Source organism: Amycolatopsis sp. WGS_07, assembly GCF_045278895.1.
GTDB lineage: Bacteria > Actinomycetota > Actinomycetes > Mycobacteriales > Pseudonocardiaceae > Amycolatopsis.
This window is the reverse complement of sequence record NZ_CP136053.1, coordinates 2,506,470-2,524,368: the sequence shown is the minus strand read 5'-3', so window position 1 is coordinate 2,524,368 and position 17,899 is coordinate 2,506,470. Positions and strand designations below refer to the sequence as shown.

At 68.8% G+C, this 17,899-nt stretch carries 18 protein-coding genes and 1 pseudogene; 11 read left to right on the top strand and 8 right to left on the bottom strand.

Going from position 1 to position 17,899, the window contains the following annotated elements; genetic code table 11:
- Positions 1-55 precede the first annotated feature (55 nt).
- The 3 genes from RPX00_RS11760 to RPX00_RS11750 all read left to right on the top strand — a co-directional run bounded on the left by RPX00_RS11760 (position 56) and on the right by RPX00_RS11750 (position 2,906).
- Complete coding sequence (locus tag RPX00_RS11760; RefSeq protein ID WP_406639546.1) at positions 56-868, top strand: helix-turn-helix domain-containing protein; 813 nt, start codon at positions 56-58, stop codon at positions 866-868.
- A gap of 30 nt (positions 869-898) precedes the next feature.
- On the top strand, positions 899-1,735 hold the full coding sequence (locus RPX00_RS11755; protein ID WP_406639545.1) for a patatin-like phospholipase family protein: 837 nt from the start codon (positions 899-901) through the stop codon (positions 1,733-1,735).
- 694 nt (positions 1,736-2,429) lie between these two features.
- Positions 2,430-2,906 carry an NADPH-dependent FMN reductase gene (locus RPX00_RS11750; protein ID WP_406642876.1) on the top strand — a complete coding sequence of 159 codons (477 nt, stop codon included), beginning with the start codon at positions 2,430-2,432 and terminating at the stop codon, positions 2,904-2,906.
- On the opposite strand, the gene RPX00_RS11745 is transcribed toward RPX00_RS11750, so the two are convergent.
- A complete protein-coding gene (locus RPX00_RS11745; protein WP_406639544.1) occupies positions 2,896-3,204 on the bottom strand; it encodes a hypothetical protein in 309 nt (102 codons plus the stop codon). The genes RPX00_RS11750 and RPX00_RS11745 overlap by 11 nt on opposite strands.
- 72 nt (positions 3,205-3,276) lie before the next feature.
- Between RPX00_RS11745 and RPX00_RS11740 the strand changes: the two genes are divergently transcribed.
- Both RPX00_RS11740 and RPX00_RS11735 read left to right on the top strand, forming a co-directional pair.
- Positions 3,277-4,137, top strand: coding sequence for a class I SAM-dependent methyltransferase (locus RPX00_RS11740; RefSeq protein WP_406639543.1), 861 nt, complete (start codon positions 3,277-3,279; stop codon positions 4,135-4,137).
- 101 nt (positions 4,138-4,238) lie between these two features.
- Entirely contained in the window at positions 4,239-4,937 is a 699-nt protein-coding gene (locus tag RPX00_RS11735; RefSeq protein WP_406639542.1) for a DUF2334 domain-containing protein, read from the top strand.
- Here RPX00_RS11735 and RPX00_RS11730 read toward each other — a convergent pair.
- Positions 4,934-5,569 carry an MBL fold metallo-hydrolase gene (locus RPX00_RS11730; RefSeq protein WP_406639541.1) on the bottom strand — a complete coding sequence of 212 codons (636 nt, stop codon included), beginning with the start codon at positions 5,567-5,569 and terminating at the stop codon, positions 4,934-4,936. The genes RPX00_RS11735 and RPX00_RS11730 overlap by 4 nt on opposite strands.
- Positions 5,570-5,768: 199 nt before the next feature.
- On the opposite strand from RPX00_RS11730, the gene RPX00_RS11725 reads away from it, so the two are divergent.
- Both RPX00_RS11725 and RPX00_RS11720 read left to right on the top strand, forming a co-directional pair.
- Positions 5,769-7,265: an aldehyde dehydrogenase family protein gene (locus tag RPX00_RS11725; protein WP_406639540.1), complete on the top strand. Its 1,497-nt coding sequence runs from the start codon at positions 5,769-5,771 to the stop codon at positions 7,263-7,265.
- Between the two features lie 9 nt (positions 7,266-7,274).
- Positions 7,275-8,438, top strand: coding sequence for an alpha-hydroxy-acid oxidizing protein (locus RPX00_RS11720; RefSeq protein WP_406639539.1), 1,164 nt, complete (start codon positions 7,275-7,277; stop codon positions 8,436-8,438).
- 11 nt (positions 8,439-8,449) lie between these two features.
- On the opposite strand, the gene RPX00_RS11715 is transcribed toward RPX00_RS11720, so the two are convergent.
- Complete coding sequence (locus RPX00_RS11715) at positions 8,450-8,791, bottom strand: hypothetical protein (protein ID WP_406639538.1); 342 nt, start codon at positions 8,789-8,791, stop codon at positions 8,450-8,452.
- A gap of 41 nt (positions 8,792-8,832) precedes the next feature.
- The gene (locus tag RPX00_RS11710; RefSeq protein WP_406639537.1) at positions 8,833-10,950 is read right to left on the bottom strand and encodes a DPP IV N-terminal domain-containing protein; all 2,118 of its coding nucleotides are present in this window, start codon (positions 10,948-10,950) and stop codon (positions 8,833-8,835) included.
- Between the two features lie 208 nt (positions 10,951-11,158).
- On the opposite strand from RPX00_RS11710, the gene RPX00_RS11705 reads away from it, so the two are divergent.
- Together RPX00_RS11705 and RPX00_RS11700 are read left to right on the top strand one after the other, a co-directional pair.
- On the top strand, positions 11,159-11,896 hold the full coding sequence (locus RPX00_RS11705) for a MarR family transcriptional regulator (RefSeq protein WP_406639536.1): 738 nt from the start codon (positions 11,159-11,161) through the stop codon (positions 11,894-11,896).
- Between the two features lie 70 nt (positions 11,897-11,966).
- The gene (locus RPX00_RS11700; RefSeq protein WP_406639535.1) at positions 11,967-13,340 is read left to right on the top strand and encodes a glycosyltransferase 87 family protein; all 1,374 of its coding nucleotides are present in this window, start codon (positions 11,967-11,969) and stop codon (positions 13,338-13,340) included.
- A gap of 83 nt (positions 13,341-13,423) precedes the next feature.
- On the opposite strand, the pseudogene RPX00_RS11695 reads toward RPX00_RS11700, so the two are convergent.
- From RPX00_RS11695 to RPX00_RS11685, 3 genes and pseudogenes are all read right to left on the bottom strand, one after another.
- Positions 13,424-13,864 (bottom strand): annotated as a pseudogene (locus tag RPX00_RS11695) (class I SAM-dependent methyltransferase); the annotation flags it as partial.
- Positions 13,861-15,429 carry a GMC family oxidoreductase gene (locus tag RPX00_RS11690; RefSeq protein WP_406639534.1) on the bottom strand — a complete coding sequence of 523 codons (1,569 nt, stop codon included), beginning with the start codon at positions 15,427-15,429 and terminating at the stop codon, positions 13,861-13,863. The pseudogene RPX00_RS11695 and the gene RPX00_RS11690, both read right to left, overlap by 4 nt.
- 82 nt (positions 15,430-15,511) lie before the next feature.
- The gene (locus tag RPX00_RS11685) at positions 15,512-16,387 is read right to left on the bottom strand and encodes a hypothetical protein (protein ID WP_406639532.1); all 876 of its coding nucleotides are present in this window, start codon (positions 16,385-16,387) and stop codon (positions 15,512-15,514) included.
- 93 nt (positions 16,388-16,480) lie between these two features.
- Between RPX00_RS11685 and purS the strand changes: the two genes are divergently transcribed.
- Both purS and purQ read left to right on the top strand, forming a co-directional pair.
- Positions 16,481-16,720, top strand: coding sequence for a phosphoribosylformylglycinamidine synthase subunit PurS (gene purS / locus RPX00_RS11680; RefSeq protein ID WP_037808692.1), 240 nt, complete (start codon positions 16,481-16,483; stop codon positions 16,718-16,720).
- A complete protein-coding gene (purQ, locus tag RPX00_RS11675; protein WP_406639531.1) occupies positions 16,717-17,394 on the top strand; it encodes a phosphoribosylformylglycinamidine synthase subunit PurQ in 678 nt (225 codons plus the stop codon). The genes purS and purQ overlap by 4 nt, the downstream gene beginning before the upstream one ends.
- A 47-nt stretch (positions 17,395-17,441) precedes the next feature.
- Here the strand turns inward: purQ and RPX00_RS11670 are convergent, their stop codons facing one another.
- Complete coding sequence (locus RPX00_RS11670) at positions 17,442-17,861, bottom strand: pyridoxamine 5'-phosphate oxidase family protein (protein ID WP_378303798.1); 420 nt, start codon at positions 17,859-17,861, stop codon at positions 17,442-17,444.
- Between the last annotated feature and the right edge of the window lie 38 nt (positions 17,862-17,899).

Genomic DNA, 17,899 nt, shown 5'->3' with positions numbered 1-17,899 from the left:
GGACCCTAGGGAGAGAACCCCGAAAACTGTCGGCACCCCCTGACACACTGTAACCATGACCACACCGTACGCAACACCGCGCGCGAGGGCATTGGGCCTGGAGTTACGCGCGGCGCGGGAGAGAAGAAGACTGGGTGTAAGAGAGTTGGCCCGGTTGCTGGGAATGACGCCTGGTTTTGTGACGAACTGGGAGCGAGGACTGCGGTTGCCGAAGCCGGAGGACATCGGAGCGGTCCTGGCGCATTGCAGGGTGATCGGGCCGGACCGCAGGCGAATAGTGGAGATGGCGCGAGGAGCGCGAGAGCAGGACTGGATAGACAGCGGCGGAGAAGAGCCGTACCTGGAGTGGGAGCGCACGGCGAAGGCAGTGTTCGGCTGGGACCCGGAGGTGGTGCCGCCGTTGTTGCAGACGAGCGGGTACGCGCGAGCGCTGCTGTCGGGCACGACGGCGGACGAGGTGGACGCGCGGGTAGCCGAGAGGCTGGCGAGGCGCGCGGTGCTCGAGTCAGGCACACGGTGTGTGCTGGTGCTGGGGGAAACGGCGCTGTACAAGAGGATCGGCGACGCGGAAGTGATGGCGGAGCAGTTGCGCCACCTGCGCGAGAGGCTGGCGGAAGGCAAGGCGCAGGTACGAGTGGTCCCGGCGGGCCGCCGTCCCGATCTGGGCAGGGCGTTCACGATTTTTGATTTCGCGGACCTGCCGTCGATCGTGCACGAGCGGTTGCTGCGAGAGAGCGCGAGCAGTTCGAGCCCGGCGCGGGTGGCGAAGTACCGCGAGGTGGCGGAAACGCTGCTGGAGCTGGCCTTGCCGAGGGCCGAGACGGATGCCCTGTTGGAGTCGGCGCTCCGGAAATTGTCGGTGCCCTAAGGCAGAGTGGGCAGTGGCGAAAGGAGCGGCATGAGCCGAGCTTTGGTGTTGGGCGGCGGTGGCGTCGCCGGGATCGCGTGGGCGACCGGTTTGCTGGCCGGGCTGGCGGAAGCGGGCCAGGACGTCACCGGAGCCGACGTGCTGATCGGCACGTCGGCGGGCGCGGCGGTGGCGGCGCAGCTGGGCAGCGGGTTGGCGCTGCCGCGGTTGTACGAGCGGCAAACCGAACCGGCTCAGCAAGCAGCGGAGATCGCGGCCGAGTTCGACGCGGAAAAGTTCGGCGAGGATTTCGCCGCGGTGCTGCAGGAGGGCGGCACCGCGGCGGAAGTCCGCCGTGCAGTGGGAAAATTCGCCCTGTCCGCGGAAACCGTGTCGGAATCGAGGCGCCGCGCGGTGATCGAATCCCGCCTGCCGTCGCACGATTGGCCCGAGCGTGCGGTGAAAATCGTTGCGGTAGACGCGGAAACCGGTGAGGCGGTGGTATTCGACCGCTCATCCGACGTCCTACTGGTCGACGCGGTAGCAGCGAGCTGCGCGGTCCCCGGCGTCTGGCCAGCGGTGTCGATCAAGGGCAAGCGTTATGTCGACGGAGGTGTCCGTTCGTCCGCGAATGCCGACTACGCAACAGGTTCCGCCCAGGTGACGGTGATCGTCCCGATGGGATCGGCGGAGGTATTCCCGACGGAGCCGTCATTCGAGCAGGTGCTGGCAAACCTCCGCGCAGCGGGCGCGAAGGTGGCGGTGCTGGAACCAGACGAAGCCTCAACCGCAGCAATCGGCCCTAACCCCCTGGCCCCAGAAACCCGCGCGGCAGCCGCGGCGGCCGGGTTGGCACAAGGACAACGAGGCGGGGTGGTGTGGGAGTGAGGCTAGTGCACTGACTGCGCACGGCTGACCGGTTGGCTGGTTGACTGCTGTCTCGGCCAGGCTATCCGCCGGGCCGGTGGCGAGGTGCCGCCGTTCAGTCCGGGCTGTGCCGGGGTAATGCTCCGGCGGGTGCGGTTACCAGTTGCGCTGCGGAACCTGGTGCCGTTGAGTCTGGGCGGTCCGCGGAGTTCGATCAGGGTCCGGGCGACCCCGGCCCTGGCGGCTTCGATCGCTGGCCGCCGCAGAACGGGGCTGCGTTCGGCTGAGTGGCTGTTCGGCTGGGGCGGTTGTCGGCTTGTTGCAGGCCAGACGTCGTTGTGGTCCTGCTGTGCCGGGAGCTGTGTTCGCTGAGCAATCCTTCGGACAGGCAGCTCTCAGATTGCTGCGGACCTGTCGCCGCTGAGCCCGAGGTCTGCCGGAAGTTGCGTTCGGCCGATGTTGCCTCAGGGGTAGGCCAGTTTCGGTGTCGGCGCGCTGTCGCTGAGTCCAGGCTGCGTCGGGAATCGCGCTCGGCCGACGACTTCCTCGGCAGGTTGCTCGCCAGCCTCGCGCGGCAATCGCCCGGTCGCAGCGGGTGAAAAGTCAGGCGCGCCCCGAAAGACATCCCCGCAGCGGCATCCGTACTGGCACACTGGGGTCCGTGCTTCTGCTCATCAGCGGCAGCCTGCGGGCCGGTTCGGTCAACGCGGCTGTCATCGCGACCGCGGCCGGGTTTGCGCCGTCCACTGTGTACGGTGGGCTTGCTGGGCTGCCGCACTTCAATCCCGATCATGATCGGGATCCGTTGCCTGCCGAGGTTGCTTCGTTGCGGGAGGCGATCGGTGCGGCGGATGGCGTCCTCTTCTGCACCCCGGAGTACGCCGGTGGTCTGCCGGGTTCCTTTAAGAATCTGCTCGACTGGACCATCGGCGGCGGGGAGATGTACGGCAAGCCCGTCGCGTGGATCAACGCGTCTTCAGCCGCCGCGCCGACCGGAGGTGCGGACGCGCACGAGTCCCTCCGCAAGACGCTCACCTACGCGGGCACTCGCATCGTCGACGACGCTTGTGCGCGGATTCCTATTCCGCGCCAGGCGGTCGAAAACGGGACCCTCATCGACCCCGATCTGCGTGGGCGGGTCGCGGTCGCGGTGCGGCGGCTGGTGGAGGCGGCCAAACCGGTCAATCCGTGAGCTGCTGAGTCCATTCGAGGAAACTGTTCCGCTCGTCGCCGGTCAGTACCGTGGCGGGTGGGGTTTCCGGAAGGGCCAGCACCACGGCGTCCTTCGGCAGGGTGCGTACCTGTTCCTCGGCAAAGGAAGTCGGTGCTGCCGCGGATACCCGGAATAGGAAGTCCAGCGACTCCGCGATTTCGAGGCGGCCGCAGTCGAAGTCTCGCAATTCTTGGGGTGAGATGGTGGCCTGCACGGAGCCTGCGGACAGCACGATCCGTCGCGATTTCTCCTGTTGTGGCACGTAATCCGTCGCCACAGGGCCATGGCACGGGAGGGTAGCGCGAAAATCAGTGGCTCTGCGGCAGTTGCCTGGTTAGCCTCCGCAAGAGTGAGCTACGAGCATCCCCTCGCCTATCTTCTCGGCATCGAAGGAGCCGCGCTGCTCCGCGCATTCACCGGCGAGCACGACCGCGAGTTCGTCGAGGCGCGGCTGGCGGAGATCCGTGCGCTGCTGGCCGACCAGGGCCTGGCCGACGGTGTTGAGGTAACCCAGCTCGGCCCGCGAGATGGTTATGCCCGCTGGGCCGCCGCGTACGACAGCGGTGAGAACGCTGCCTTCGCCGACGAGCCCTACCTTGCGTCGATCCTCGACACCATCCCGCCCGGCCGGGCGCTCGACGCCGCCTGCGGCACCGGTCGGCTCACCCGCCTGCTGGTTGAACGCGGACATCACGTGGTCGCCGTCGACGGTTCGCCCGAGATGCTCAGTCGCGCCAAGGCTGACTCGACCCACGTCGCTGACCTGCACGAACTCCCAGTTGACGACGGTTCGCAGGACGTGGTGCTCTGCGGGCTCGCGCTGCCGCACGTACCGGATCTGGCGCAGGTCATCGCGGAGTTCGCTCGCGTCCTCGCCCCGGGCGGGCACCTCGTGCTGTCCGACGTGCACCCGGAGCAGGTCCAGCGCGGGTCGATCCCGTCTGTACGCACGGTTGACGGCGCACCGGCGCGGGTGCGCACGAGTCATCATCGCGTCGGCGAGTACGTGCGTGCGTTCCTTGCTGCGGGGCTGACGCCGGTGAGCTGCGAGGAGCCGACGCCCACGCCGGGCACTCCGCAGCATGTCCCCGGCGGTGGGCCGTGGGATCTCTGGCCGTGGTCGCTCAACGGCCTGGTCCCGGACGCCTTGGCGGCAGCGGCCAAGGACGTGCCGTCGCTGCTTATCTGGCACTGCCGGAAAGCGGCATAACCGCCGGAGCTGACTCGACGGTGACTGTCCGCCGCGAAAGTCTCACTCGTAGTTCACGGTTCCGTCAGGCGGTCGCCACACAGCTGCGGCGCAATGGTGGCGTGGATGCTCGCCTGCTGGTCTCGCTGTCCGGGGTCACCACACGCACGCTGCACCGTTGTGCGCATTTGGCGGCCGAACTCGAACGTCGCCGCGTCCCGCTATCGATTCTGCATGTCGCGCGCACCGAGGACGGGCCCGTGACGGCCTGGGTCCGTACGCGCGCCGCTGCGGGCGACTCGGTGCTCCTCAACGGTTACGACCACCGCGTCACTCCGACGCACCGCGCAGTGCACCTAGGCCGCAAGGCTGAGTTCGCCGCGCTTCCCGCGCACGAAGCGCGGCTTCGGCTCATCGCCGCGAAGGCTGCGCTCGACGCGACCGGCGTGACTGTCGACGGCTTCGCGCCGCCGCGTTGGCTGGCCTCGCCTGGGACGGTGCAGGCGTTGCGGGAGCATGGCTTCACGCTGTGTGCCGACCAGAACGCCGTCCGGGACCTGGTGACCGGCGAGGTTCGGCGCGCGCGGGTGCAGGACTTCGCGAGTCAGTCGCACCGTACGGAGACTGTCCGCTGCTTCGCGCTCGTGCTGGCTTCCGCGCGGGCCGCGCGCCGAGGCGGGCTGGTGCGGCTTGGCATTGACGCCGCTGACCTCAGCCGCCCCGGCTTGCGGCAAGCGCTGCTGGACGCGGTGGACGTCGCCCTCGAAAACCGGGCCTTCGGGAGCACCTACGGCTCCCTGCGACACACCGCTCCCGCCTAGACCTCCGTCGCGACGCCTCGCTCCAGCACCTTCACGTCGGTGCCCTCCGGGGCGAGGTTCTGGAACAGCCCGTAGTGCATCGCCGGGTTGGCCAGCACCGCCTCGTGGATCGGCACCGACCGGCGCGGGGCGACGGCGCGCAGGAAGTCGACCGCTTCGCCGGCCTTCAGCCACGGCGCTCCGGTCGGCAGGCCGAGCACGTCGACCTTCTGCTCGGGCACGAAGAACGAGTCGCCCGGGTGGTAGAACGCGCCGTGGTCGACCAGGTAGCCGATGTTCGGGATCACCGGGATGTCGGCGTGGATCACCGCGTGCTGGCCGCCGACGACCGACACCGAGGTGCCGCCGAACTCGAACGCGTCCCCCGGGTTGGCGACCTCGAACTCCAGGTGCAGCTTCTCGATCGCCTCGGCCGAACCGGGGTCGACGATCAGCTTCGCGTCCGGGTTCGCCTTGAGCAGGCCGGGCAGCCGTTCGACGTCGAGGTGGTCGAAGTGCTGGTGGGTGATCAGCACCGCGGACAGTTCGCGCTCGGCCTCGAAGCCGGTGGAGAACGTGCCCGGGTCGAGCAGAATCCGCTCCGCGGCCGTCTCGAGCAATACGCAGGAATGTCCGAAATGGACGATCCGCATCAGGTTTTCTCCTTACCAGATTGGTCAGCTCAACCTTACGCTCCGGAGCGGGTTCGCCGACGGCTTCCGGCCAGGGCTCCCGGTCTGAGGACTTTCCGCGCCTGCTCCCGGATGACATGCTGACGGGAAGCCCGGGCAACTGTTGGCAGAGTGTCAGCAACCTCGTAGCCTGGGGGTTCACCGAGACGGGGAGACGCCGATGACCGCGGTCCAGCCGAAGCCGACGCCCGTCGGCGAGACGTTCGATTCGCTCAGCCCGGCCACCGACGAGGTCGTCGGCACCTATCCGGTGCACACGGCCGACGAGGTCGGTGCCGCCGTCGAGCGCGCCAGGGCGGCCGCCCGCTGGTGGGACGGCCTCGGCTTCGCCGGGCGCGCGGAGCGGCTGCAGCGCTGGAAGGGCGTGCTCACCCGGCGGCTCCCGCAACTGTGCCAGGTGGTGCGCGACGAGACCGGCAAGCCGATCGCGGACGCCCAGCTCGAGAGCGTTTTGGCGATCGAGCACATCGCGTGGGCGGCGAAGAACGCCCGCAAGGTGCTCGGCAAGCACCGCCGCTCGTCCGGCCTCCTGATGGCCAACCAGGCCGCGACCGTCGAATACCTCCCGCTCGGCGTCGTCGGCGTGATCGGGCCGTGGAATTATCCGGTGTTCACGCCGCTCGGCTCCATCGCGTACGCGCTGGCGGCGGGCAATGCCGTGGTGTTCAAGCCGAGCGAGTACACCCCCGGCGTCGGGAAGTGGCTGGTGGATGCGTTCGCCGAGATCGTGCCGGAGCAGCCGGTGCTGCAGCTGGTCACCGGTTTCGGCGAGACCGGGGCCGCGCTGGTCGGCTCCGGCGTGGACAAGATCGCGTTCACCGGTTCGGCGGCGACCGGCAAGAAGATCATGGCCGCCGCCGCGGACACGCTCACCCCGGTGGTGATCGAGGCGGGCGGGAAGGACGCGCTGCTGGTCGACACGGACGCGGATCTGGAGGCGGCGGCGGATGCGACGGTGTGGGGCGCGTTCTCCAACTCCGGCCAGACCTGCATCGGGGTCGAGCGTGTCTATGTGCACGAGCGGGTGGCCGACGAGTTCGTCGCGCGGGTGGTGGAGAAGGCGAAGAACGTGCGTGCGGGCTCGGACGAGGACGCGCAGTACGGGCCGGTGACCATGCCCTCGCAGCTCGCGGTGATCCGTCGGCACATCGAGGACGCGCTCCAACGCGGCGGGAAGGCACTGGTCGGCGGCGTGGAGAGCGTCGGCGACCGCTACGTGCAGCCGACCGTGCTGGTCGACGTCCCGGAGGACTCCGAGGCCGTGCGCGAGGAGACGTTCGGGCCGACGGTCACCATCGCCAAGGTCCGCGACATGGACGAGGCGATCGAGAAGGCCAACGCGACCAAGTACGGCCTCGGCTCGACCGTGTTCTCCCGGGCGCGCGGGGCTGAGCTGGCGTCGCGGCTGCGCGCGGGAATGACCTCGGTGAACGCGCCGCTGTCGTTCGCCGGCATCGCGTCGCTGCCCTTCGGCGGCGTCGGCGATTCGGGGTTCGGGCGGATCCACGGCCCGGAGGGGTTGCGCGAGTTCGCGCGGCCGAAGGCGGTGGCGCGGCAGCGGTTCACCGCGCCGCTCACGCTCACCTCGTTTTCCCGCAAAGAATCCACGGACGCGCTGGTCGCCAAGCTGGTCACCGTCCTGCACGGCAAGCGCTGAGGAGAACTGTTGCCCGGCTTCGGCGATTTCCAGCACGAGATCTACTTCGCCGGGCTGACCGGCCGCGTCCCGGACCTGCCGATGGCGTACGCGGAACTGGAAGCGCGTGCGGCACAAGCACTTCCGCCGTCCGTACTGTCCTATGTGGCCGGTGGGGCGGGCGACGAGCGGACCCAGCGCGGGAATGTCGAGGCATTCGAGCGCTGGGGCCTGGTCCCACGCATGTTCGTCGGCGCGAACGAACGCGACCTGTCGGTGGACCTGTTCGGGATGAAACTGCCGTCGCCGCTGTTCCTGGCACCGGTCGGGGTGATCGGCCTGTGCGCGCAGGACGGGCACGGCGACCTCGCGACCGCCAAGGCCAGCGCGCGCACGGGCGTGCCAATGGTCGCTTCGACGCTGAGCGTCGACCCGATGGAAACGCTCGTCCCTGAACTGGGCGACACTCCGGGGTTCTTCCAGCTGTACACGCCCACCGACCGTGACCTCGCCGCGTCGCTCGTGCAGCGCGCCGAGGCGGCGGGCTTCCGCGGCATCGTCGTCACGCTCGACACCTGGGTGACCGGCTGGCGCCCGCGTGACCTGTCGACGGCGAACTTCCCGCAGCTGCGCGGACATTGCCTGGCCAACTACTTCACCGACCCGGTGTTCCGGCAGCGGCTCGGCAAGGCTCCCGAGGACGATCCGGCGGCCGCCATCGGACTGTGGGCGCAGCTCTTCGGCAACCCGCTGACCTGGGAAGACCTGCCCTGGCTGCGCTCGCTGACGAAGCTGCCGCTGCTGGTCAAAGGCATTCAGCATCCCGACGACGCCCGCCGCGCCATCGACGGCGGGGTCGACGGGATCTACTGCTCGAACCACGGCGGCAGGCAGGCCAACGGCGGTCTCCCGGCGCTGGACTGCCTTGCCGACGTGGTGGACGCCGCGGGCAGCACGCCGGTGCTGTTCGACTCCGGCGTTCGCTCCGGAGCCGACGTGGTCAAGGCGCTGGCCTTGGGCGCGACGGCGGTGGGCGTCGGCCGCCCTTACGCGTGGGGCTTGTCGCTGGCTGGTGAAGACGGCGTTGTCCATGTTCTGCGTACCTTGCTGGCTGAAGCGGATCTGATCATGGCGGTGGACGGTTATCCGACACTGGCGGTCCTCACCCGTGAGGCGCTGCGCCGGGTCGCCTAGGCCCGACACGATTACGAGGGCAGGAAATATCCCTCGTTCTCGTTCCACGGGAGGTCGAAATCGTCCAGGTGCACCCGCCACTCCGCGTCCGGAAGGGCACGGCGCAACTCGGTCACCGAGCCGAGCACCTGCTCGAGCACCGGCATGACCCGGTCCGGATCGAACGGCATTTTGGTGGACCCGGCCACGATCGCGTCCGGTTCGCTGCCGCCCTCCTCGTACAGGAAGAGGGATTCCTCGTCCTGGTAAGGAAAATTCGATTGGTGTGCGGTGACGATACGCTCGACGGCGGCCGTCTCGGTTGAGGTGAGCGCGGTCGCCCGGCTCGCGTCGTAGTAGAGGGAAGTGCTCATGGCCCGAGAGTATCGACGGGGTCCGACAAAAACGGAGATCGTCAGGCGAACAGCTCGCCAAGCAGCTCCGGATCGATCGTGATCGGCGCGGGCCGGTAGGCAGGCGGCTGCTCGCCGAGCAGTTCGCGCACCAGGAAATCCCAGCCACGCGTGCGGACATAGGACAGGCAGTCGATGAACACGTGCTCGGCACCGGGCACGATGAGCAGCTCGAAGTCCTTGTTGGCCGCGATCAGCCGATCCGCCAGCCGCATCGTGTGATCCGGATGCACCCGGTCGTCCATCTCCCCGTGCACCAGCAACAGCTTGCCCGCCAACCGATCCGCTATCTCCACATTGGACGAAGCGGTCCAAGCTTCCGGATTGTCCGCGCCGTCGTAAGCCTCCACGAAGTCCAAACTGAAGTACCGCGCGTCGTGGGAGCCGGACAACGCGACGCCAGTCCGGTACACTTCGGGAAAGTCCAGCATCGCCCGCACAGTCGCGAATCCGCCACCAGAATGCCCGAACGCGCCCACCCGGTCGAGATCCATCCACGGCCGCGTCTCGGCGAGCTGCCGCAATGCCGCGACGTGATCGTCCAGGCTGCCTGCGTCGGCGAGCTTGCCGTAGGACGCGTCGTGGAACGCCTTGCTTCGGCCCGGCGTACCGCGTCCGTCCACCGCCAGCACCACAAAGCCCAGTGCGGCAAGGGGTTCCGCGTCCAAGCCCATACCGCCCGGGTCGAACGACGGCGAGACCCGGGTGACCTGCGGGCCGGGATAGATGTTGTCCACCACCGGATACGTCTTCGCCGGATCGAAGTCGTGCGGCCGGTAAAGCACGCCGTAGATGTCGGTGACCCCGTCGGCCGCCTTGACACAGAATGGTTCCGGCGGCGTCCACCCGGTCGCGACGAGCTTCGTGATATCCGCCTGTTCCAGCTCGACCAGCACGCGACCGGACCAGTCGCGGACCGTCGACACCGGCGGAGTATCCACAGTGGACGCTGAGTCGACGAAGTACGCCATGCTGTCCGGCATCGCGACGACGTGGTCGAGCGAATCGTCGGTCACCTTGGCGAATCCGGTGCCGTCCAAGGCGATCCGGCACACCGTGCGCCGGTACGGATCCTCGGCGACCAGTCCGGACGCGACGAAGTACACCGTCTCCGCCTCGACGTGCAGGATCTGCCGCACCGCCCACTCGCCTGAGGTGACCTGGTTCAGCAGCTCGCCGGTGTGCAGGTCGTAGCGATACAGGTGGCCCCAGCCGTCGCGCTGCGAGTACCACAGCACCTCGTTCTCCAGCACGCGCACGATCGGCGGCTCGTAAAGCCACTGGTTGGGCTCGACGCGCGTCGGCCCGGTTTCGCTCAGCACCGTGGTGACCTCGCCGGTCGCCGGGTCCATCCGGTGCAGCGCGAGGGTGTGCCGGTCGCGCGGCTGGCGGAGGAAATACACCGCCGAACCGTCCGCCGACCACCACGCCCACTTGCCCGTGACCGGCGACAACATCGGTGCGAGCAGCGGTTCTGCCTGCGCGCGGACCGTCGTGCCGGTAGCGACGTCCAGCACCACCAGTTCGGCGAGTGCCATGTTTTCGTCGCCTGCATAGGGATAGCGCTGCGTGTGCAGGGCCGGCGCGCTGCCGTCCGCGGGCCGGGCTTCGAGCAGATGCGTTTCGCGGACCGCGCGCTCGTCCGTCCGGTGGGTCAGCACCTTGGTCGAGTCCGGCGACCACACCACTGCGGGCGGCAGGTGCGGCAGCCCGAACTTGCGCAACAGGGTGCCGTTGCCGAGGCTTTCCGGGCTGGTGCCGTACTGGTAGCCGGGCGCGCCGTCGGTGGTCAGCGGCCATTCCCGGTCGCCGGACACCGCCCACAGGTCCGCGCCGCGCTGCGACACCGCGACCTTTCCGTCCGGCGAGGGCACGTCCAGCGGGCCGCCCGGCGGCGTAGCGACGGGCAGCTGTGCCGGATCGAAGTCCGGGGTGCGGGTGCCCGCGGCCGGGTCGACGAGGAAGAACTGCTTGTGGCCGCCGTGGTTCACGGCGTACCAGAACCGCGCCCCGCCGTCGATCCACTGTGGACGGACGCGGTCGCCGACGACCAGCTCGCCAGGGCGGGCGGGGCGGCGCAGGAGCAGTTCGGCTGCTTGGTAGTTCTCGGTGGCGGTCACGATCGGGTTCCTTCCCTCAGTGGTTTCTGACCTGCGAAACGCTACGTTGCGTTTCAAAAATGTGCCAGCCTGGTTATTGCGCTGAACATGCATAACACCAGGTAAACGACAGTGGATCGTTGCAACGAGGGCTGAAGTCAACGCAACGGGCGCGTTGCAATGACAGTAAGATCAACGCTATCCTCGGCAGCGGACGACAGGAGGCCCCATGCCAGGTGGCAGGCTCACGCAGCAGGACCGGCGTCAGATCGCGCTCGGCCTCGCCGACGGTCTCGCGTACGCGGAGATCGCCCGCGGTCTCGGCCGCCCCACTTCGACGGTCACGCGCGAGGTGCTGCGCAACGGCGGCCCCGCCGGCTACCGCGCCGACCTCGCCCAGCACGCCACCGAGCACCGCGCCCACCGGAGCAGGCAGTCGGCCGCCCGCCGGACTCGGCCGGTCTCGCCGGAGGGCGGACGCGACGCCGAAGCGGTCCGCGAGTATGAGGAAGCGTTCGCCGCCGTCTTCACCGACGCCGGGCTGCCCAAAATGACCGCCCGGTTGCTGGTCGCGCTCTACACCACCGATTCCGGCGGCCTCACCGCCGCCGAACTCGTCCGCCGGCTGCAGGTCAGCCCCGCGTCGGTGTCGAAGGCGATCGCGTTCCTGGAACACCAGGGCCTGGTCCGGCGGGAACGCGACGAGGGCCGCCGCGAGCGCTACCTGGTCGACGACGACGTCTTCTACGAGTCGATCATGGCCACCGTCCGCGCCAACCTCCGCCTCGCGGAAACCGCGCGGCGCGGCGTCGAAGTGCTAGGTCCCGACACGCAGGCCGCTATCCGGCTCGAGGGCATCGCGCGCTTTGTCGACGTCGTCGCGGACAGCATCCGCCGTTCCGCGGAGGAGGCGCGCGAAATCCTGCACGCCTACCGGGAAGAGCGTTCGCCTCGGCCATTCAGCTGAGCAACGGCAGCGAGGTTACACTCGGCTTCGTATGTGGTGGCAAGGAAAATCCGGGCAGGTCCTCGCTTCGGTGCTGGCCTTCGCCGCGGCAGCAGGTCTAGCGGTCCTCACCAGCAGCTTCAACCCGGTTGACCTGCAGGTCTACCGCTTCGGCGCGGACGCCGTCCTGCACGGTGGCGACCTCTACGGGCCACTTCCCGCCACCACGGCGGGCTCCATGCTGCCGTTCATCTATCCACCGTTCGCCGCGATTCTCTTCTCCGCCTTGGCACTTCCGCCGCTGTCCGTCGCGTCCGTTCTGCTCGATCTCGTCTCCGTCGTGTCGCTCTGGGTCGTTCTGTACGTGGTAGTCCGTCGAGTGCGGCAGGGCTGGAATCGCTGCACAGCAACGGTAACCGCGTGCGCACTCACCGTTGCCGCGCTTGCCTTCGAGCCAGTACGCGCGACCCTCTCTTTTGGACAGATCAACCTCGTCCTGATGGCACTGGTCGCCGTCGATTGCCTAGCGCCGACCACACGCTTGCCACGCGGCGTACTCGTCGGCCTGGCTGCCGCGATCAAGGTAACCCCCGCCGGTTTCCTGCTGTTCTTTGTGCTGGCCAAGGACTTCCGAGCCATCCGCAATGCGTTGATCACCGGTGCCGGAGCCACGTTACTCGGCTTTCTGATCGCCCCGCACGCGTCCGCCCAGTACTTCTTCGGCGGCGGCCTCACCGGTGCCGGCGGCTTCAGCGGCGCGCCCTACGCGACCAATCAGACCATCCAAGGCGCCCTCAACCGTCTCGCCCTGCTGCCCGGCACCTACGACCTGTGGTGGCTGGCCCTGTCCGCGTTCGTCCTGATCGCCACTGTAGTCGTCATGCGGCGCGTCGACGGCCCGCTCGCGTTCGTCGTCAACGCGGCGGCCGTGCTGGTCCTTTCGCCAATTTCCTGGTCGCACCACTGGGTTTGGGTCGTGCCCGCCGCGCTCATCCTCGCCGCCCGGGTCCGCACCCCGTACGCCGCCGCTGCGTTGATCGCGGGTATCGCGGTCTTCGTCATCGGGCCGCACACGCTTGTGCCGTCCAGCGGGATGAGGGAACTCGCGTGGGGACCGTGGGAGCACCTCGTCGGCGACGCCTACCTGCTCGTCGCCCTGGGTTTCCTTGTCGGTCAGCTATTCGTGCCGGGCCAAGCCAGGGTCACCAGCTCCCTGCCGGATGACCCGAGATCTGGCGGCACCTCAGGGTCGACGCCCATCTCCAGCAGCGCCCGCTCGACGTCGGCCGCCGCGGACGACGGCAAACACAACCGCCGCCGCACAACGTCCACCAGCGTCGCGAACTCCGCGTACTCCGGCTCCGGCGGTCGCCGCCAGGCCACGACTTCCGGCTCGATCCCCACTTCCGAGAGCGCCGCGACACAATCCTCGGCAGTCGGTCCGGCCGGTCGTTCAATGCCGTGAAACCGTTGCCACAGCGGGTTAAGCTCGGTCAACGGATGCCGCGCGGCCAGCTCGACCACCACTAGCCGCCGAGCCGCCGCCGTGAGCGCCGCGGCGAACGGAGCCAGATCGGGGACGTTGTAGACGACATTCCCGCACACCACGACATCCGCCGCGCCGGCCTCCACAGCGAGATCGGGCCACCGGCCGGACAACAGCCGATGCTCAACGCCCGCAGCCCGCTCGGCGAACGCGGCGAGCAACTCGTCATCGGTGTCCAGCGCGGTCACTGCGGTAACTTCCGACCGGCCGACCAGGGGCAGACTCGCCGCCCCGGCCGCCGCGCCGATGTCGAGCACCGTGCCCGGCTCCCGCAGCGCCTCGGCGGCCAACCGGTGCGTCGCCCCGATCGGATCGGCGATCTGCCGGTCGGCCCGCCGCAGAAACACCTCGCGCGGCAGAACCCAGGGCGATTCCGGCGGCTGCACGGTGTCCGGAATCGCCCAGGCGGCGAGGAGATCCCGCCAGGTCGACAGAGCGTTCATCGAGCCCGGATCAAGTCCGCCGCCTTCTCCGCCACCATGATCGTCGGCGCGTTCGTGTTCCCGCGCGGCACCACCGGCATCACCGAAGCGTCCACCACCCGCAGCCCCGAAACCCCGTGCACCTTCAGGTCCGGATCCACCACGCTGCCGATCGCGCACGTGCCGACCGGGTGATAGAGCGTCTGCGTGTTCTCCCGGACGTGCTCGGTGAGCGCCTCGTCCGACAGTTCGTGCGTCGCCGGCAGGAACGGCCGGTCCAGGAACTTCGCCAGCGGGCCCGAACGGCCGATCTCGATCAGTGAACGCAGTGCCGACTTCACGGACTCCAGGTCGATCGACTCCGAGTAGTAAGCCGGGTCGATTTCCGGCTTCCACAACGGATTCGCCGACTTCAGCCGGAGTCGCCCGCGGCTCGCGACGTCGACCAAAGTCGCCGCGGACGTGAAGCCGGGGCAGGTCGGTTCGCGCATTCCGTTGTCGTAGAACAATGTCGGGGCTACGTGGATCTGCATGTCCGGCGCGGCCAAGCCGTCTCGCGTGGAGTAGAACGCGCCTGCCTCGCCGATGTTCGACGCCAGCGGACCGCGTTTGGTCAGCTGGTAGCGCACCAGCCCGGCCGGCGTCGCCGAGTCCGCGATGTCGGTCGTGCCCTTCGTCGACCAGATCACGCCGACCGCCGGGTGGTCGTGCAGGTTGTCGCCGACGCCGGGCAGCGCGGCGACCACGTCGATGCCCAGTTCGCGCAGGTGCTCGGCCGGTCCGACGCCGGACAGCATCAGCAGCTGCGGCGAGTTGATCGCGCCGCCGGACAGCAGCACCTCGGCGTCCGCGCGGACCGTCGTCGGCACGCCTTTGTCCAGATAGGACACTCCGACCGCTCGGGTGCCCTCGAAGACCACCCGGGTGACCTGCGCGTTCGTCCGCACCGTCAGGTTCGGCCGCTCCAGTGCCGGTCGCAGGTACGCGTCCGCCGTGGACCAGCGGCGGCCGCGTTTGCAGGTGACCTGGTAGAGCCCGGCCCCCTCCTGCGACTCGCCGTTGAAGTCGTCGGTGTGCTTGAGCCCCCACGACACGGCGCTGTCCACCCACGCGTGCGACAGCTCGTGGGTGAACCGCCGGTCCTCGACGTGCAGCGGGCCGTCCGTGCCGTGCAGCGGACCGCCGAAGCGCTGGTTGCCCTCGGCGCGTTTGAAGTACGGCAGCACGTCGTCCCAGCCCCAGCCGGTGGCTCCGTGCGCATCGCGCCAGCCGTCGTAGTCGGCGCGGTTGCCGCGGATGTAGATCATCGCGTTGATCGACGAGCAGCCGCCGAGCATCCGGCCGCGCGGCCAGTACGCCGTCTTGCCGGTGTGCTTCTGCTCGACGGTCTCGTAGTTCCAGTCCCACTTCGTCTTGAACAGCGACGCGAACGCCGCCGGGATCTTGACCTCGTCCGCGGTGTCCTCGCCGCCGGCCTCCAGCAGGAGCACCCGCGCGGACGGGTCCTCGCTCAGCCGGTTCGCCAGCACACAGCCCGCGCTGCCCGCGCCGACGATCACGTAGTCGAAGGAGTCCTGCTCTGGCACGCTGCCTCCCGGTGGTGTTGACACCCTGTCAACGACACATCATGGCGCAGGTCACGCTACGCGCAAGTCCCCGGAAAACCGATCAGTCAGAAGTGGCATCGAAGGACGTGACGCACGCGCCGTCCGCCGCGTCGTCGTCGGTCTCCACCCGGCCCACTCCGGTCACGCCGTCCACTTTGGTGTCGAGATGCACGATGGTCCGGCCCGCGGTGGTCAGCACGTCCGTCTTGCGCGGGGTGAGCTTGGTTTCGCCGTAGATCCACTGCTGGGTGCCGTCGCGGGTGGTGTCCGGGGCGTCCCGGCACATCACCGACAGCGCCGCCGGGATGTCCCGCGCGTTGACCGCGTCGATGAACTTGGTCGCGGCGTCCGTGCCGTCCTTCACCTGGGGTCGCGGCTTCGGATCCGTCGACAGGCTGGCCAGCGGAGCCGGTTCGCCGCCGGACTTGGCGTCGCGCACGCACCAGCCCTTGCCGTCCGGGATGATCGCGATGCCGTAGCTGAGGTCGCCCGCGGTGATTGTCGCCGCGCGTTCCTGCTGGCCGGTCGGGTGCACCGGATTGCTGATCTTCGCCTCGCCCTTCGCGCTCCGGAAGAACTCGTCGGCGGTGTAGGACCGCTTCGACCGGATCTTGCACCACAGCTGATCCAGGCCGGTCTGCTCGGTGATCGAGTTCGCGACCGACTGGGCCACCTGCTCCGGCGTGCCCTGCGACGTCGTGTCCAGCTTCTCCTTGAAGAAGCCCGGCGTCACCCAGCCGGTGAACGCGACCGCGCCGCCGAGCACGACGACCGCCGCGCCGAGCGAGATCCACAGCCCGGCCTTCGATTTCTTCTTCGGCGGCGGCGGGTACTGGCCGAACTGCGGCGGGAACTGCTGCGGGAACTGCCCAGGCTGCGGTCCGCGCGGCGGATAAGGACCCTGCTGCGGGTACGGGCCTTGCGGCGGGTGGTTCATGTCTCCCCCTCGATACCGGTCTGTCTGCCGATCAGGCTAGTGAAGTACGCTTCAACCGCACCCACGACCTGCAGAAATAAGGAGCAGCCAGCCGTGGCTCGAGTCGTTGTCGACGTCATGCCCAAACCCGAGATCCTCGACCCGCAGGGCCAGGCGGTGGCGCGTGCGCTGCCGCGGCTGGGCTTCTCCGGGGTCGCCGACGTGCGCCAGGGGCGGCACTTCGAACTCGAGGTCGACGACGACGTCGATGACGAGACGCTGGCCAAGATGGCCGAGGGCTTCCTCGCCAACCCGGTGATCGAGCAGTGGACGATCCGGCGGGTGGAGGCGTGAGCGCCCGCATCGGCGTCATCACCTTCCCCGGCACGCTCGACGACGGCGACGCCGCCCGCGCGGTCCGTTACGCCGACGCCGAGGCCGTCTCGCTGTGGCACGCCGACGACGACCTGAAGGGCGTCGACGCGGTCGTCGTCCCGGGCGGCTTCTCCTACGGCGACTACCTGCGGGCCGGCGTGATCGCCCGCTACGCGCCGGTCATGACCTCGGTCATCGACGCCGCGCACAAGGGCATGCCGGTGCTCGGCATCTGCAACGGCTTCCAGATCCTGTGCGAAGCCGGGTTGCTCCCCGGCGCGATGATCCGCAACGTCGGCCTGCACTTCGTGTGCCGTGACCAGTGGCTGCGCGTGGACAACAACGGCACCGCGTGGACCACGCGCTACGAGGCTGGCGCGGAAATCCTGATTCCGCTCAAGAACAACGACGGCTGCTACGTCGCCGACCAGTCCACTGTGGACATGCTGGAGGCGGAGGGCCGGGTGGCGTTCCGCTACGTCGGCGGCAACCCGAACGGCTCCCGCAACGACATCGCGGGCGTCACCAGCGAGAACGGCCGCGTGGTCGGTCTCATGCCGCATCCGGAGCACGCGATCGACGCGCTCACCGGCCCGTCCGACGACGGTCTCGGCATGTTCTACAGCGCGGTCGACGCGCTCGTGAAGGCCTGACCGCACCGAAAAGGGGCCCTGGGAAACCTCCCGGGGCCCCTTTCGCGTTACTTGCTGTGGTCGCTGGAGAGCCAGCGCTCGGTGCGCACCCGCACCAGCACCGAGTTCTCCGTGAGCGAGCCCTCGACGAACTTCCGCGCCTCGGCCTCGGGCGCGTACCGCGAAGCGATGGCGAGCGCCTGCTCCTCGGTCGGAGCCGCGGACCGGTCCACGACCGGACCGGACACCGTGACGTACTTGTACGGCTGCGTTTCCTGCTGCACCGTGAGGCTCAGCTTGCCGGACGCCTCGATCGCGCGGTCCTTCGCCGATCCGCGATCCATCCAGATCAGCAGTTCGCCGCCGGGCTCGTAGTCGTACCAAACCGGCACGGCGAGCGGAGCCGCCCCGTCCCGGCCGATCGACAGCACGCCCACCCGCTTCTCGGCGAGGAACTTCTCTCGTTCGTCCACAGTCATGACCGCCATCCGGCGTCACCCCCAGGCTAGGAAGATCAGAATCCGCC

Coding starts and splice junctions, on each gene's coding strand:
- RPX00_RS11705 (WP_406639536.1), top strand. CDS start 11,159: ATGCCAGGTGGCAGGCTCACGCAGCAGGACCGGCGTCAGATCGCGCTC.
- RPX00_RS11725 (WP_406639540.1), top strand. CDS start 5,769: ATGACCGCGGTCCAGCCGAAGCCGACGCCCGTCGGCGAGACGTTCGAT.
- RPX00_RS11760 (WP_406639546.1), top strand. CDS start 56: ATGACCACACCGTACGCAACACCGCGCGCGAGGGCATTGGGCCTGGAG.
- RPX00_RS11685 (WP_406639532.1), bottom strand. CDS start 16,387: ATGAACCACCCGCCGCAAGGCCCGTACCCGCAGCAGGGTCCTTATCCG.
- RPX00_RS11715 (WP_406639538.1), bottom strand. CDS start 8,791: ATGAGCACTTCCCTCTACTACGACGCGAGCCGGGCGACCGCGCTCACC.
- RPX00_RS11670 (WP_378303798.1), bottom strand. CDS start 17,861: ATGGCGGTCATGACTGTGGACGAACGAGAGAAGTTCCTCGCCGAGAAG.
- RPX00_RS11755 (WP_406639545.1), top strand. CDS start 899: ATGAGCCGAGCTTTGGTGTTGGGCGGCGGTGGCGTCGCCGGGATCGCG.
- RPX00_RS11730 (WP_406639541.1), bottom strand. CDS start 5,569: ATGCGGATCGTCCATTTCGGACATTCCTGCGTATTGCTCGAGACGGCC.